The following is a 15,786-nucleotide window of genomic DNA, read 5'->3' on the forward strand; positions in this document are numbered from 1 at the left end:
AGTCTCCTGCCGGATCTAGATGAATGTGCGGGCGTGGGCCCGATCCTTGGCGTCAAGGTGCGGTGTGGCGTTGAAGCTGTCCAGCACCAACTGCCCGTGAACATGGCGTAGCCGGTGGACCGAGCTGTTATGCGTGCGCAGCATCATGCGGGTCATGGAATGGGTATCAAGCCCGAGGACATGCCGCATGATCATGCCGATCACGCCGCCCGATGTCACCAGCATGCTGCGCCCGTGCTGAGACGCGATCTCGTCGATCATTGTGGTGATACGAGTGTGAAAACTGCCGAAAGTTTCCGGCACATCGGCCAAGCGGTCCTCGGCCCAATGCGCGATGACCTGTGGCATGTAGTGTGAAAATTCCTGCGCGGTGTCAGGTGCGGCGACGCCGTGCTGCGCCTCCATTGCCTGGGCCAATGCGAAATAGGTCAGCTCATTCAGGCGGGCATCCTCGCCGGTTGCGGCAAAGCCCATGGAATGCGCAGTCTGGCGCTGCCTTGTAAGCGTACCGGTGATCACCCGATCGAAATGCGGATCCGTCGATTGCAGCCATTCGCCCAGCCACGCGGCCTGGCGATGACCCAAGTCGGACAAGCGGTCGTAGCCCGCCTCGTCAGAGGCGCCAGAATTGGCCTGCCCGTGGCGGATAAGGATGATTTCGGTCACACGTCACGTCCCTTATTCAGGCGAGTATACCTAGCGCCGGTGCGGCGCCGCTCCAAGGGGCATTTCCGGTGCGCTGCAGGAACCGCCGCAACGGGCAGACGTTTAGGGTCAATATCAACCGCATCCGAAGGAGGAAAACATGTTCCGACCCATCATGATTGCCGCAGTCGCAGCTACCGCAACGCCCGCACTGGCACAGGATATGTCGCTCGACATTGCACAGCTGCGCAGTGTCGATGATGCCAATGTCGTCAATGCCGCCGGTGACAAGCTGGGCGAAATCGAAGACGTGCTGGTTGGGGCCGATGGCAAACCTGTGGCCTATGTCGTGGACACAGGCGGCTTTCTGGACATCGGGGACGAAGACGTGGTCGTCTCGATCGACGCACTGCAATGGCAGGGCGGCCAGTACGTCAGCGACATGACCGAAGAGCAACTCGAGGCACTACCAAAGTGGGATGATTAAGCTGTATCAAGCTGGTTGAGTGACCGGCGCGGGCTGCGACATAGCCCGCGCCTTTTTCAGACCTCGACGGTCAGCGACGCTTGATCACCCACATTGAAGACCCGTTTGTATCGCGCGATTTCATCCGCCGGGCCCATCGCCTTGTTGGGGTTGTCCGACAGCTTGACGGTGGGACGCCCATTGGCCGCCACCGCCTTGCAGACCATCGAAAACGGCGCCAGCGCGTCGTTTGGCACAAGACCCCTGAAATCGTTGGTCAGATACGTTCCCCAGCCGAATGACACGCGCACCCGGCCCGAAAATTGCGCATGCAGTTCCGCGATCTTGGCCTCGTCCAGACCATCAGAAAAAATGATCAGCTTTTGTGACGGGTCCTCGCCGCGGCGGCTCCACCAGTCTATGGCCAACTCGGCGGCGGTGGCCGGATCGCCCGAGTCCACGCGAATACCCGTCCAGCCGGCCAGCCAATCCGGGGCGTTTTCCAAGAATCCCTTGGTCCCATAGGTGTCGGGCAGAATGATGCGCAGATTGCCCTCATGCTCTTCGTGCCAGTCGCTCAGAACGTCATAGGGCGCGCGGGCCAATTCCTCGTCGTTTTCAGCAAGAGCGGCATAGATCATGGGCATTTCATGCGCATTGGTGCCAATCGCCTCCAGATCGCGGTTTTTGGCGATGAGACAGTTTGACGTGCCAACGAATTTCTCGCCCAGCCCTTCGTGCATCGCGCGCACGCACCAATCCTGCCACAGGAACGAGTGCCGCCGCCGCGTGCCGAAATCCGCAAGGCGCAGATTGGGCACCTCGCGCAGGGTTTCGACCTTTTCCCAAAGCTTGGTCATCGCGCGGGCATAAAGAACCTGCAGCTCGAACTTCTCCATACTGTGCAGCACGGTGCGGCTGCGCAGCTCCATCAACACGGCGAGAGCGGGAATTTCCCACAGCATGACCTCGGGCCAGGAGCCCTCGAATGTCAGCTCGTACTGATCGCCGACCCGCTCGAGATAATAGGGCGGCAGGCGCAGCTTCTCGAACCAGTCCATGAAGTCGGGATTGAACATCTGCCGCTTGCCGTAAAACATATTCCCGCGCATCCACGTGCTTTCGCCGCGTGACAGCGAAAGCGAGCGAATGTGATCCAGCTGCTCGCGCAACTCGCCCTCGTCCACCAGATTGGCCAGCGGAATATGCTTGGCCCGGTTGATCAGGCTGAACGTGACCTGTGTGTCGGGCCGGTTGCGAAAGACGGACTGACACATCAGCAACTTGTAGAAGTCGGTGTCGATCAGGGATCGGACAATCGGGTCGATCTTCCATTTGTGATTGTGCACGCGGCTGGCGATATCGACCATGTCAGGCTCCGGAATTGCTTCCGCAGGGTTAAAGCAGGGCGGGGGCAGGAATGGCAAGGCTTGCCGCGTGATCTCAGCTGCCGTTGGCGGGATCATCCATCATCGCGCGCAGCCCTTCACGGTAAGTGGGATAGCGCAGCGTGATGCCCAGATCCGTCTTGATCCGGTCATTCCTGACCCGCTTGGATTCTGAATAGAAGCTGCGCGCCATCTGGGACATCTCTGCCTCCTCGAAGGGCACCGCCTCGGGCAAGGGCAGGCCAAGTAATTCCGCCGCATAGGCTATCACGTCCTGCGGCGGCGCAGGATCGTTATCGCAAAGGTTATAGACCGCGCCCGGGTCAGGCGCGTGCATCGATGCGGCAACGATCTGGGCGATATCCTCGACATGGATGCGGCTGAAGACTTGGCCATCTTTGATGATGCGGCGCGCCCGCCCCGAGCGGACCTTGGCAAACGGTCCACGCCCCGGCCCGTAGATGCCGGCCAGCCGAAAGATGTGCAGCGGCAGGCCGGGGATCGCAGCCCAGGCCGCCTCGGCCTCCTGCCGCAACACGCCGCGCCGCGTGCCGGGGTCGAGCGGGGTTGTCTCATCCACCCATCCGCCATCCTGATCGCCATAAACGCCGGTAGTCGAGAGATACCCGGCCCATTCAAGACGTGGCGCGACGCGGGCGATGGCCGCGTGCAGTTCGGCCAGTACGGGATCGCCGTCCTCATTCGGCCCGGCGGAAATCAAGAGATGCGTGGCCTCATTCAACTGTGCCGAAATATCGGAGCCGGGCCAGATCACGGGCTCGACCCCCTCGGCCTCCAACATCTCGGCTTTTTGCGCATCGCGCGTGGTGCCGATGATTCGCCAGCCTCCCTCGCGCCGCAAAAGCGCGCCCAGCGCGCGGGCGGAATATCCGTATCCAAAGCAAAAGAGTGTTTTTGTCATTCTCCTGATATGCGCCTAGGTCACTGGCAAGGCAAGGGCGCCGCCCGCTTGCGCCTTGCTGGCGCAAAGTGCACCGTTATCTAACAGCTACCGCACACCCAGTCGAAAAGAGCACCTGATGACCCCGACCGACCCGTTGATCGACAGCCCCGAGCACATGCCGGCACAAGAGTTCACCGAGGCAACCGCCGCCGTCGACCATCTTTGCGCGCTCTATGATCAGGCCGTGGACTTTCTGCGCAAGGGTTTCATGACCGCGCTTGCCGGGCCGCGGCCAACCCACCGCATCCGGGCCTTCTATCCCGAAATTCGCCTGACGACGTCCAGCTTTGCAGGAATCGACACGCGCCTCTCTTTCGGTCATGTGGCGGCGCCCGGCACCCATGCGACGACCGTGACGCGACCGGATCTGTTCCGCGATTACCTGATCCAGCAAATCGGCCTCCTGATCGAAAATCACGAGGTTCCAGTCAGCATCGGCGTGTCGGACACGCCCATGCCCGTCCACTTTGCCGTTGCGCAAGATGCACGCATGACAGTGCCGCATGAGGGTGCCGCGGGGTTCACCCTGCGCGACGTGTTCGACGTTCCGGATCTTGTCACGATGGATGACGACATCATCAACGGCACCGCCGCGCCCGCCCCCGACGACACGGCGCCACTTGCCCCCTTCACGGCGCAGCGGGTGGATTACTCGCTGGCGCGGCTGGCGCATTACACGGCAACCTCGCCCGCACATTTTCAGAACCACGTCCTTTTCACCAATTACCAGTTCTACGTGTCCGAATTCGAAGCCTATGCCCGCCGTGCCCTCGCAGATCCGGACAGCGGCTATACCAGCTTCGTCGCCACCGAAGACGCCGAGATCACCGGCCCCGACCAGCCACTTCAGGCCCCCACCAAAATGCCGCAGATGCCGACCTATCACCTCAAGAAACCTGACGGCTCGGGTATCACGTTGGTCAATATCGGCGTCGGACCCTCCAACGCCAAGACGGCGACAGACCATATCGCCGTGCTGCGCCCCCATGCGTGGATCATGGTCGGCCATTGCGCGGGCCTGCGCAATTCGCAGCGGCTGGGCGACTATGTTCTGGCCCACGCCTATCTGCGCGAGGATGGCGTGCTGGACGCGGATCTGCCCACTTGGGTGCCCATCCCGGCCTTGGCCGAAATCCAGATCGCTCTCGAGGAGGCGGTCGAGGATGTGACACAGCTGGAAGGCTACGAGCTCAAGCGCATCATGCGCACCGGAACGGTGGCCAGCGTGGATAACCGCAACTGGGAACTGCGCGACAATTCCGGCCCGGTGCGCCGTCTCAGCCAGAGCCGCGCCATCGCCCTCGACATGGAAAGCGCGACCATCGCCGCAAACGGATTTCGCTTTCGCGTGCCATACGGCACGCTTCTGTGCGTCTCGGACAAGCCGCTGCATGGCGAGCTGAAACTACCCGGGATGGCCAGCGCCTTTTACACCGATCAGGTCGCGCGCCACTTGATGATTGGCATCCGCGCAATGGAGGCGCTATCGCAAATGCCGCTCGACCGGCTTCACAGCCGTAAATTGCGCGCTTTCGATGAAACGGCCTTTCTGTGACCAGAGCCGGCGTCGACAGGCGTTTTTCTGCGCAATTTTCGCGCGCAGCGCGCCAGTATGCGTTGTAATACCCAATGAAATAGCGTTACACCTTACCGCGAGGCCCAAATGACGGGCAGATATGAGGGAGACCATGCAATGGCAAAACCGATGACAAAGACCCAACTTGTGGCTGCACTGGCCGATGAAATGGGCAGCGACAAGAAAACAGCGGGCACTGCCCTCGACAGCATCATCAACGTGATCACGCGCGAAGTGTCCGGTGGCGGCGCGGTTACCCTGCCCGGCGTTGGCAAAATCTACTGCCGCGAGCGTCCCGAGCGTATGGTTCGCAACCCCGCCACGGGCGAGCAGATCAAGAAAGACGCAGACAAGGTCGTCAAGATGACCATCGCCAAGGCACTGAAAGACAGCGTCAACGGCTGATCTTGCATCTTGCACCAGAATTCTAAAGGGTCGCCCCGAACAGGCGGCCCTTTTTCATTCGGGCCCTCAGAGGCAAGGCAGAGCAATGGATTTGCGCAGTATCGTGATGGGCGTCGGCTTCGCCATAATGTGGTCCAGCGCCTTTACATCGGCCCGGATCATCGTCGAAGCGGCGCCGCCCCTCAGCGCACTAGCCTTGCGCTTTTTGATTTCCGGCGGGCTTGGTGTCGGGCTCGCTCTGATCCTCGGCCAATCCTGGCGCCTGACCGCGGCACAATGGCGCGCCTGCATCATCCTCGGGATCTGCCAGAACGCGCTCTACCTGGGCCTGAATTTCGTCGCCATGCAGACGATTGAGGCGTCCTTGGCGGTCATCATCGCATCAATGATGCCCCTGCTGGTCGCGCTCGCCTCGTGGCTTTTCCTGTCACAAAAGCTGACCAAGCTGACCGTTGCCGGCCTGCTCGCCGGTTTTGCCGGTGTGGCGCTGGTCATGGGCACGCGTTTCTCGGGCGGCGTCGATCCTTACGGGCTTACCCTCTGCATCATCGGGGCCGTTGCGCTGACAGTGGCCACGCTCAGCGTGCGGGGCGCCACGTCGGGCGGCAACTTCCTGATGGTCGTCGGGCTGCAGATGCTGATCGGTGGCGCAGTCCTTGCTGTCGTCGCGACGTTCACCGAGACCCTCGTCATCGACTGGAGCTGGAAATTGGGCGCCGCCTTTGCCTGGACCACACTGATACCTGGCCTTGCCGCCACGTTGGTGTGGTTCAAGTTGGTACAGCGCATTAACGCGACGCGTGCCGCCACCTTCCACTTTCTCAACCCGTTCCTTGGCGTTGCAATCGCCGCGATCGTCTTGGGCGAACAGCTTCACCCGACCGATCTGATTGGCGTCGCGATCATCATGGGCGGCATTCTGGCGGTGCAGCTCTCTCGCAGGCCCGCGAAGGACAAGCCCACCCCGGTTTCATCTTAGCGAAAATACTCAAAATCCACAGGCGCCCTCAGCCGACCTTGCAGGCCGCCAGCACTGCCATGTTGACGATATCGGTCGCCGTCGAAGTGGACGAGCAGATTTGCACCGACTTATCCAGCCCCGACAGGATCGGTCCGATCACCGTCGCGCCCGCCATTTCCTGCATCAACTTGACCGAGATCGAGGCCGAGTGCCGCGCCGGCACGACAAGAATATTGGCTGGGCCAGACAGGCGCTGGAAGGGGTAGGCTTCCTGCGCCGCAGTATTGAGTGCGACGTCCACAGTCATATCGCCTTCGAATTCAAAATCGACGCTGCGCCGCTCCAGTACCTTGGGCGCGCGGTGCATCTTTTCGGCCCGCTCGGATTGAGGGTAGCCGAAGGTCGAAAAACTGACAAAGGCCACGCGAGGCTCAAGGCCCAGATGGCGCGCCACATCCACGGCACGCTCGGCGATATCGGCAAGCTGGTTTTCATCCGGCCATTCCTGCACCAGCGTGTCGGCCACCAGCACGATCCGTCCCTTGTGCATCACAGCCGTCACACCGGCGACGCCATGCTCGGCATCGGCGTCAAACACATGGTTGATCAGCTCCAGCACATGCGCCGATTTGCGCGTGGCCCCGGTAATCAAGCCGTCCCCATGGCCATGTGCCAACATCAGCGAGGCAAAGACATGGCGGTCTCGGGTCGCGAGACGGTTGATGTCATGTCGATCATAGCCCTTGCGCTGCAAGCGGTGATACAAAAAGGCGCGATACTCCTCCAGATGCGGGGTGTTCGCCGCGTTCACGATCTCGAGCTCGGCCACGGCGTCGGCCATACCCGCCGCCTCCAGCTTGGCCGACACATCGGCCTCACGGCCAACGACGATGGCCTTGCCCATGCCCGCGCGCTGATACTGCACGGCGGCGCGCAGCACGCGGGGGTCGTCCCCTTCGGCAAAGATCATCCGCGCCTGCGCCGCCCGCGCGCGCGCATTGATCGAGCGCATGATGCTGGCGGTTGGATCCATCCTGCCTTTCAGTGAAATCTCATACGCCTCCATGTCCACGATAGGCCGCCGTGCCGCACCCGTCGCCATGCAGGCCTTGGCCACCGCGGGCGGAATCGTGTGGATCAGGCGCGGATCGAAAGGCGCCGGGATGATGTAGTCGCGCCCGAAGGCCAACTTGCGCCCATAAGCCATGCCCACCTCGTCCGGCACATCCTGCCGCGCGAGGCTGGCCAGCGCCTCGGCGCAGGCGATCTTCATCTCGTCGTTGATCGCCCGGGCATGCACATCCAGCGCACCTCGGAAGAGATAGGGAAAGCCCAGAACGTTGTTCACCTGGTTGGGATAGTCGCTGCGCCCTGTGGCGACGATGGCGTCGGGGCGCACCTCATGCGCCTCCTCGGGCGTGATCTCGGGGTCGGGGTTCGCCATGGCAAAAATCACCGGATCAGGCGCCATACTGGCGACCATATCCTGCGTCACCGCGCCCTTTGCCGACACCCCCAGAAAAACGTCGGCGCCCTCCATGGCCTCGGCCAGCGTGCGGCGATCCGTTTTGACTGCGTGGGCGGACTTCCACTGGTTCATGCCCTCGGTGCGGCCCTGATAGATCACGCCCTTGGTGTCGCACATCACGGTATTCTCGTGCCGCGCGCCCATGGTTTTCAGCAGCTCAAGGCAGGCGATGCCCGCCGCGCCCGCACCGTTCAGCACGATCCGCACATCCTCGATCTTCTTGCCGCTCAGGTGCAGCGCGTTGATCAGACCTGCGGCACAGATCACGGCAGTTCCGTGCTGGTCGTCGTGAAAGACGGGGATATCCATCTCTTCCTTCAGGCGCTGCTCGATGATGAAACATTCGGGCGCCTTGATATCCTCGAGGTTGATGCCCCCGAAAGTCGGCCCCATCAGCCGCACCGCATTGCAGAACGCATCAGCATCTTCGGTATCCAACTCGATGTCGATGCTGTTCACATCCGCGAACCGCTTGAAGAGCACCGCTTTGCCCTCCATCACCGGCTTCGACGCCAGCGCACCCAGATTGCCGAGGCCCAGAACCGCCGTCCCGTTCGAGATCACAGCAACGAGGTTGCCTTTGTTGGTGTAGTCATACGCTGTTTCGGGGTTCTCCTCGATGGCGAGGCACGGGATCGCGACACCCGGCGAATAGGCCAGGCTAAGGTCGCGCTGCGTCGTCATCGGCACCGTCGCGGTGATCTCGAACTTGCCGGGCGTCGGCTCGAGATGGAAGGCCAGCGCCTCTTCGGGGGTGAATTTGGGATTTGCCATGAGCGCTTGCGTCCTGAAAATGCGTTTCCACCTGCATAGCGGTCTCTGCCCGCGCCCTCAACTGTCGCGCGGAATGGGCTTTCGCCGGACGCCCATGGTTTGTAGGTTCGCCGCAGCGATGGGGGATGTTTCGTGACCACCGACACAGTCACGCCGATGATGGCGCAATATCTCGAAATCAAGGCAGAGCATGCGGATGCACTGCTGTTCTATCGCATGGGCGATTTCTACGAGCTGTTCTTCGACGATGCCGCAGCCGCCGCCGAAGCGCTGGATATTGCGCTGACCAAGCGCGGCAAGCATATGGGCGAGGATATCGCCATGTGCGGTGTCCCCGTACATTCAGCCGAAGGTTATCTGTTGACGCTGATCCGCAAGGGATTTCGCGTAGCAGTCTGCGAACAGCTGGAGAATCCGGCAGAGGCAAAAAAGCGCGGCTCGAAATCCGTGGTCAAGCGCGGGGTCGTGCGACTGGTCACCCCCGGAACGCTGACCGAAGAGTCGCTTTTGGAGGCGCGGCGGCATAATTACCTTGCCGCTATCGCCGAGGTACGAGGCGCGCATGCACTTGCTTGGGCCGATATCTCGACGGGCGCCCTGCATGTCTTGCCACTGCCCCCGTCGCGCATCGGGCCAGAACTGGCGCGGCTTGCCCCCAGCGAGGTTTTGGTGGCCGATGGCGCAGACACTGATATGCACGGTTTAGTGTCTGACATTGGCGCATCCCTCACACCCATTGGGCGCGCGGCCTTCGACAGCACCGGCGCGGCCAAACGGCTGTGCGCCCTTTTTGAGGTTCAAACGCTCGACGCGTTCGGAACGTTCGACCGGGCGGAAATTGCCGCAATGGGCGCTGTGGTCGAGTATTTGGAGATCACGCAGAAGGGCAATCTGCCCCTGCTGCAGCCACCCCAGCGCGAAAACCTGGCCGGCGTCATGCAGATTGACGCGGCGACGCGGCGCAATCTGGAACTCACGCAAGCTCTTTCCGGCGGTCGGGCGGGATCATTGCTCGCCGTTATGGACCGTACGGTCACAGCCGGCGGTGCGCGCCTGCTCGAGCGCCGACTTTCCAGCCCATCGCGCGATCTGGACGTGATCCGAAACCGCCAAAGCATGATCGCGTTTGTCGTGGAACAGTCTCGATTCAGAACTGATCTGCGTCATGATCTCCGCAAGGTGCCGGATCTTGATCGGGCGCTTTCGCGCCTTGCTTTGGACCGCGGCGGCCCTCGTGATCTGGCTGCGGTGCGCAACGGGCTGGAAGGGGCCGAGGACATCGCCGCCCGCATGGGGAACATGGAGCTGCCCGAAGCCTTGACGATCCTCACCCAGGATCTGACCGGCCATGATGCCTTGCTGGATCTTCTGGATCAGGCCCTGATTGCCGAGCCGCCGCTGCTCGTGCGCGATGGCGGATTCATCGCGGAGGGTTATGATGCCGATCTGGACGATGCCCGGCAGTTGCGCGACGAAGGGCGCGGCGTCATTGCTCGCATGCAGTCCGAGTATTCCCAGACCGCCGGAATTTCGTCGCTCAAAATAAAACACAACAATGTCTTGGGCTATTTCGTCGAAGTCACGGCGACCCATGCCGACAAGATGCTGTCGGCCCCCCTGAACGAGACGTTCAAGCACCGCCAGACGACGGCCAATCAGGTGCGGTTCACCACCGTCGCACTGTCTGAGATGGAGACGCGCATTCTCAATGCCGGCGGCCGTGCGCTCGACATCGAAAAGCGGCTCTACGACAGGCTGAAAAGCGCCATTCTGGAGCGCGCCGCGCAACTCACACAAACCGCACGCGCTTTGTCCCAGCTGGATCTGACCACAGCCCTTGCCGATCTCGCGGTCGAGGCGAACTGGTGCCAACCTCAGGTGGATGCAAGCCGCGCGATGAATATCATCGGCGGGCGCCATCCAGTGGTCGAACAGGCGCTGCGTGCGCAGGGTGCCGGGCCGTTTGTCGCGAATGATTGCAATCTCGGCGATGTCAGCGATATCTGGCTGCTGACAGGTCCGAACATGGCGGGTAAATCGACCTTTTTGCGACAGAACGCACTGATCGCTCTTTTGGCTCAAATGGGCAGTTTCGTGCCTGCGAGATCTGCTCATATCGGCGTGGTCAGCCAACTTTTCAGCCGGGTCGGCGCATCTGACGATCTGGCGCGAGGGCGGTCGACCTTCATGGTAGAAATGGTCGAGACGGCAGCGATCCTCAATCAGGCGGATGCGGGCGCCCTGGTCATACTGGATGAGATCGGGCGCGGCACGGCCACCTATGATGGCCTCTCGATCGCATGGGCCACGTTGGAGCATCTGCATGAGGTCAATGGCTGTCGCGCGCTCTTTGCCACGCATTATCACGAACTGACCAACCTCACGGACAAGTTGGCCCGCGTCGATAACGCCACCGTTGCAGTCAAGGAACATCAAGGCGACGTCATCTTTTTGCATGAAGTGCGCAAGGGCGCCGCGGACCGGTCCTATGGCGTTCAAGTGGCCAAGCTGGCGGGGCTGCCGACAAGCGTGATCGAACGGGCGCGGGTTGTGCTCGACGCTTTGGAGCGCGGCGAGCGTGAGGGCGGCAGCGCCCGCGATGCCTTGATCGACGACCTTCCGCTATTCTCCAGCCGGCCGGCCCCTGCGCCCCAAACGGCACGCGCGCCCTCGAATGTAGAGGAAGCGCTGAAGTCGGTTTTGCCGGATGAGCTGAGCCCGCGCGACGCACTGGCTTTGATCTATGAGCTGAAGGCGAAACTGCCCGCGTCAGAGACGCATTGACAGAGAAACGCCCCGAAGCAGTCTTCGGGGCGTTTCACGTAAAACAACTCGGGCCTTAGCCTTGCATCGACGAAACGCCGACTTTCGCAGGGCGAAGGATACGGTCATGCAGCATGAAGCCTTCGGCCGAGACCTGGATGATCTCGCCCGCTTTGGTGCCGGGCAGCGGCGCCTCGAACATCGCCTCGTGGTGCTGCGGATCGAATTTCTCGCCGATCTCGGGCGACACGATGCGAATGCCATGCTTGTTGAACACGTTGAGCAGTTCACGCATCGTCAGCTCGATGCCCTCGATGAAGGCGGCTGACGCCTCGCGCTGATCTTCGGGGATGGCCTCGATCGCGCGCTTCATGTTGTCGTAGACCGGCAGCAGATCGCGCGACAGCTTCGAGCCGCCATAATTTTCGGCTTCGCGGCGGTCACGATCCGCGCGCTTGCGTGCGTTTTCGGCATCGGCCAGCGCGCGCATGAATTTGTCGTGCAGTGCGTCCCGCTCGGCCCGAAGTGTGTCCAACTCGGCGTCCTCATCGGAAATTTCATTCATGTCCTCTTGATACGCCTCGGCCTCGGCCTGTTCGATATCATCGAGAAACTCGTCATTGTTGCGCTCTGCCATGGTCCGTGTCCTTCAACTTCTGTCGGCGATCAGCTTGCCGACGAGCTGTGCCGTATAATCCACTATCGGAACGATGCGTCCATAATTCAGCCGCGTGGGTCCGATGACCCCCACGGCGCCGACGATCTTCCGGTCAGCGTTCATATAAGGAGAGACCACCAAAGAGGAACCCGAAAGTGAGAAAAGTTTGTTCTCGGAGCCGATAAAGATGCGCACGCCCTCGCCCTCATCCGCCAGCTCGAGAAAATTGGCGATGTCCCGCTTGCGCTCCAGATCGTCAAAGAGCGTGCGGATGCGCTCCAGATCAACCTCATCCGCACCGGCATTCAGCAGATGCGACCGGCCTCGCACGATCAGGCGGTCTGGCCCCTCGCCTTCCTTGGCCCAAACGGCCAGACCGCTCTCGACCATCGCATGGGCCAGTGTGTCGATTTCCTGACGCCGCTCACTGATCTGCTGCGTAATCACGGTCGAGACGTCACTGAGCGTGCGGCCCTCGACAAGCGAGTTCAGGAAGTTTGCCGCTTCCCGCATCGAGCTGGGCGTTTGGCCCGGCGGGGGTGTGAATATCCGATTTTCCACGTGGCCGTCCGCAAAGACCAGGACGACCAGCGCGCGATCGGGGCCAAGATTGACGAATTCGATATGCTTGATTGGCGCTTCATGCTTGGGCGCCAACACCAACGACGCGCCTTGTGTCACACCTGAAAGCGTCTGCCCGATCCGATCCAGAACACCTGCGACATCGTCGGAATTCGACGACATCGTACTGTCCATCAGGGCGCGGTCCGCGGTTTGCAGATCTCCAACCTCAAGCAGACCATCGACGAACATCCGGAGGCCGGTCTGCGTGGGGACGCGCCCGGCGCTGACATGAGGGCTGTCCAGCAGACCCATATATTCCAGATCTTGCATCACGTTGCGCACGGTGGCGGCGCTGACCTTCTCGCTAAGCTCGCGGGTCAGGCTGCGCGATCCAACGGGCGCGCCGGTCAGCAGATATCCTTCGACCACGCGGCGAAAAACTTCGCGCGATCGGTCGTTCATCTCCTCGAGCAATTGTCTTGCGTCGCTCATGCTGGTTTCCTTGCCCTTTCGGGTTATCTAAGGCTGTGTCGGGCTCAAGATCAATGAGGTCTGCGGCAATCGGGGTTGCCATCCCCTTTCCGCGCCCTGTATCCCCGCGAAAAAGTTTGAAAGAGGATCATCCATGCGCCCGTCTGGTAGAGAGTTAAGCGAGATGCGCGCCGTTTCAATCGAAACGGGCGTTACGAAACATGCTGAAGGGTCGTGCATGATCCGGATCGGTGACACCCATGTGCTGTGCACCGCCACCATCGAAGACCGTGTGCCGCCTTTCATCAAGGGTTCCGGCCTCGGCTGGGTCACGGCAGAGTACGGCATGCTGCCCCGCTCCACCACCTCGCGTATGCGGCGCGAGGCGACGGCGGGCAAACAAGGCGGGCGCACCGTGGAAATCCAGCGCCTGATCGGGCGGTCCTTGCGCGCCGGCGTTGATCGTGTCGCATTGGGCGAGCGTCAGATCACCGTGGATTGCGACGTGATCCAGGCAGATGGCGGCACGCGCTGCGCCTCCATCACGGGCGGCTGGGTCGCGCTGAAACTGGCCGTGAACAAGCTTATCAAGACCGGGGCTGTCACTTCGGACCCGCTGGTTGATCCGGTCGCCGCCGTGTCCTGCGGCCTCTATGCAGGCCAGGCAGTGCTGGATCTGGATTATCCCGAAGACAGCGAAGCCGGCGTCGATGGGAACTTCATCATGACACAATCGGGCAAGTTGATTGAAGTTCAAATGTCCGCAGAAGGCGCGACCTTCAATCGCGATCAGATGAACCAGCTCATGGATCTCGCCGAAAAAGGCGTGTCAGAGTTGGCAGCTGCACAGCTGGCCGCGGTCAATGCGTAAGCTGGCCGGCGATACCCTTCTTGTGGCCACGCATAACGCAGGCAAATTGGCCGAGTTCGCTGAACTTCTCGCGCCGCACGGTATCAAGGTCGTCGGCGCTGCCGAGCGCAATCTGCCCGAGCCGGACGAGACCGAAACCACTTTTGTCGGCAACGCGCGCATCAAGGCGCACGCTGCCGCCAAAGCGACCGGCCTGCCCGCGCTATCGGACGATTCCGGGATAGAGATCGACGCCCTGGATGGCGCGCCGGGTGTCTATACCGCCGACTGGGCGGAAACGTCCCAGGGTCGCGATTTTGAGATGGCCATGACAAAGGCGCATGACCGGCTGATCGACAGCGGCGCCGCGCAGCCTTGGACCGCGCGTTTCTGCTGCACACTCGTCATTGCTTGGCCCGACGGCCACGACGAGGTGTTCCCGGGCACAGTCGAGGGGCAGTTCACATGGCCCATGCGCGGCGCGCAAGGCCACGGATATGACCCCATTTTTCAGCCCAATGGCTACGATATCAGCTTTGCCGAAATGGATCCAGCGGAAAAGAACCGCATCAGCCATCGCGCCGATGCCTTTTCCCAGCTGGTGAAAGGCTGCCTTGGCTGAGGATTGGCGCCATGGCGGCTTTGGCCTATACTTGCACTGGCCATTTTGCGCTGCCAAATGCCCCTATTGCGACTTCAATAGCAATGTGAGCTCGGCGGTTGATCAAGATGCATGGCGCGCCGCGTTCCTGCGCGAAATTGATCGCTATGCCGAAACTACCAGTGGCCGCGTTCTTAATTCCGTCTTCTTCGGGGGCGGAACACCCAGTCTGATGCCACCCGAAACCGTCCAAGCCATCTTGGACCGGGTACGCGGACATTGGATCTTTGCCAATGACATGGAAATTACGCTCGAGGCCAATCCCGGTTCGGTCGAGGCAGGCCGTTTTGCCGGCTACGCGGACGCGGGTGTAAATCGGGTCTCAATGGGTATTCAGGCTCTGAATGATGCGGATCTCAAGCGTCTTGGCCGCCTGCATTCCGTAGCAGAAGCGCGCGCTGCGTTTGATGTGGCCCGCGCCCAATTTGACCGCGTAAGCTTTGATTTGATCTACGCTCGGCAGGATCAGACGCTGGCCCAGTGGCGTGCTGAATTATCTGAAGCGCTTGGCATGGCCATTGACCATATGTCGCTTTATCAGCTGACGATCGAACCCGGCACAGCTTTTGGGTCGCGTTTCGACGCAGGCAAGCTGCGCGGTCTTCCCGCGGATGACCTCGCGACCGATATGTATGAGCTGACCCAAGAGCTTTGCGAGGCGGCAGGCATGCCCGCCTATGAGGTCTCCAACCACGCGGTGCCAGGCGCCGAGTCGCGGCACAATCTGATTTACTGGCAAGGCGGCGACTACATCGGAATCGGCCCCGGTGCGCATGGTAGGCTCACATTAGATGGCACTAGATGGGCAACCGAAGCCTACCCCCATCCCGATGCCTGGCTCCAGCGGAGTGATGCTGGCATCACGGAGAAACCGCGCCAAGTCATTTCGGCAGCGGATCAGGCCGGTGAGTATTTGATGATGGGTCTTCGCGTAAACCAAGGCGTGGATTTACGCCGCTACCAAGAGATATCTGGCGGCCCGCTCGATTCTCAAAAGATCGCGGATCTGGTAGATATCGAAATGGTCCGCGTACAAAACGACCGCCTCATGGCAACCGAAAAGGGCCGCCCGGTCCTTAACGCGGTTATCGCCGAACTGTTGCCAGACTGAG

Annotated in this window: 14 protein-coding genes; 8 read left to right on the forward strand and 6 right to left on the reverse strand. The window is 61.3% G+C overall.

Annotated features, from left to right (window positions below; genetic code table 11):
• Positions 1 to 15: 15 nt before the first annotated feature.
• Positions 16 to 666 carry a histidine phosphatase family protein gene (locus BW975_RS01105; protein WP_076530235.1) on the reverse strand — a complete coding sequence of 217 codons (651 nt, stop codon included), beginning with the start codon at positions 664 to 666 and terminating at the stop codon, positions 16 to 18.
• 139 nt (positions 667 to 805) lie between these two features.
• On the opposite strand from BW975_RS01105, the gene BW975_RS01110 reads away from it, so the two are divergent.
• Complete coding sequence (locus tag BW975_RS01110) at positions 806 to 1,132, forward strand: PRC-barrel domain-containing protein (RefSeq protein WP_076530236.1); 327 nt, start codon at positions 806 to 808, stop codon at positions 1,130 to 1,132.
• Between the two features lie 56 nt (positions 1,133 to 1,188).
• Here the strand turns inward: BW975_RS01110 and pncB are convergent, their stop codons facing one another.
• Complete coding sequence (gene pncB, locus BW975_RS01115) at positions 1,189 to 2,481, reverse strand: nicotinate phosphoribosyltransferase (RefSeq protein WP_076530238.1); 1,293 nt, start codon at positions 2,479 to 2,481, stop codon at positions 1,189 to 1,191.
• A 73-nt stretch (positions 2,482 to 2,554) separates the two neighbouring features.
• Positions 2,555 to 3,421 carry an SDR family oxidoreductase gene (locus BW975_RS01120; RefSeq protein ID WP_076530240.1) on the reverse strand — a complete coding sequence of 289 codons (867 nt, stop codon included), beginning with the start codon at positions 3,419 to 3,421 and terminating at the stop codon, positions 2,555 to 2,557.
• 118 nt (positions 3,422 to 3,539) lie between these two features.
• Here BW975_RS01120 and BW975_RS01125 point away from each other — a divergent pair, with 118 nt between their 5' ends.
• From BW975_RS01125 to BW975_RS01135, 3 genes are all read left to right on the forward strand, one after another.
• A complete protein-coding gene (locus BW975_RS01125) occupies positions 3,540 to 5,018 on the forward strand; it encodes an AMP nucleosidase (RefSeq protein ID WP_076530241.1) in 1,479 nt (492 codons plus the stop codon).
• Positions 5,019 to 5,156: 138 nt separating this feature from the next.
• Positions 5,157 to 5,444: an HU family DNA-binding protein gene (locus tag BW975_RS01130; RefSeq protein ID WP_076533258.1), complete on the forward strand. Its 288-nt coding sequence runs from the start codon at positions 5,157 to 5,159 to the stop codon at positions 5,442 to 5,444.
• A gap of 85 nt (positions 5,445 to 5,529) precedes the next feature.
• Positions 5,530 to 6,423: a DMT family transporter gene (locus BW975_RS01135; protein ID WP_076530243.1), complete on the forward strand. Its 894-nt coding sequence runs from the start codon at positions 5,530 to 5,532 to the stop codon at positions 6,421 to 6,423.
• Positions 6,424 to 6,451: 28 nt separating this feature from the next.
• Here BW975_RS01135 and BW975_RS01140 read toward each other — a convergent pair whose 3' ends face one another.
• Positions 6,452 to 8,707 (reverse strand): NADP-dependent malic enzyme, encoded by a 2,256-nt coding sequence (locus tag BW975_RS01140; protein WP_076530244.1) that lies wholly within the window; start codon positions 8,705 to 8,707, stop codon positions 6,452 to 6,454.
• Between the two features lie 156 nt (positions 8,708 to 8,863).
• On the opposite strand from BW975_RS01140, the gene mutS reads away from it, so the two are divergent.
• Positions 8,864 to 11,491: a DNA mismatch repair protein MutS gene (gene mutS, locus BW975_RS01145; RefSeq protein WP_076533259.1), complete on the forward strand. Its 2,628-nt coding sequence runs from the start codon at positions 8,864 to 8,866 to the stop codon at positions 11,489 to 11,491.
• 55 nt (positions 11,492 to 11,546) lie between these two features.
• On the opposite strand, the gene BW975_RS01150 is transcribed toward mutS, so the two are convergent.
• On the reverse strand, positions 11,547 to 12,107 hold the full coding sequence (locus BW975_RS01150) for a nucleotide exchange factor GrpE (protein WP_076530246.1): 561 nt from the start codon (positions 12,105 to 12,107) through the stop codon (positions 11,547 to 11,549).
• Between the two features lie 12 nt (positions 12,108 to 12,119).
• On the reverse strand, positions 12,120 to 13,184 hold the full coding sequence (hrcA, locus tag BW975_RS01155) for a heat-inducible transcriptional repressor HrcA (RefSeq protein WP_076530248.1): 1,065 nt from the start codon (positions 13,182 to 13,184) through the stop codon (positions 12,120 to 12,122).
• A gap of 133 nt (positions 13,185 to 13,317) precedes the next feature.
• On the opposite strand from hrcA, the gene rph reads away from it, so the two are divergent.
• The 3 genes from rph to hemW are packed head-to-tail and all read left to right on the forward strand — an operon-like array spanning position 13,318 to position 15,785.
• Positions 13,318 to 14,034, forward strand: coding sequence for a ribonuclease PH (gene rph / locus BW975_RS01160; RefSeq protein WP_076530250.1), 717 nt, complete (start codon positions 13,318 to 13,320; stop codon positions 14,032 to 14,034).
• Positions 14,027 to 14,635: an RdgB/HAM1 family non-canonical purine NTP pyrophosphatase gene (rdgB, locus tag BW975_RS01165; RefSeq protein WP_076530252.1), complete on the forward strand. Its 609-nt coding sequence runs from the start codon at positions 14,027 to 14,029 to the stop codon at positions 14,633 to 14,635. Before rph ends, rdgB begins: the two co-directional genes overlap by 8 nt.
• Positions 14,628 to 15,785, forward strand: coding sequence for a radical SAM family heme chaperone HemW (gene hemW, locus BW975_RS01170; RefSeq protein WP_076530254.1), 1,158 nt, complete (start codon positions 14,628 to 14,630; stop codon positions 15,783 to 15,785). Before rdgB ends, hemW begins: the two co-directional genes overlap by 8 nt.
• Position 15,786: the final 1 nt, after the last annotated feature.

The sequence above is a fragment of the Roseovarius nanhaiticus genome, assembly GCF_900156535.1.
In the GTDB taxonomy this organism is placed as follows: Bacteria; Pseudomonadota; Alphaproteobacteria; order Rhodobacterales; family Rhodobacteraceae; genus Roseovarius; species Roseovarius nanhaiticus.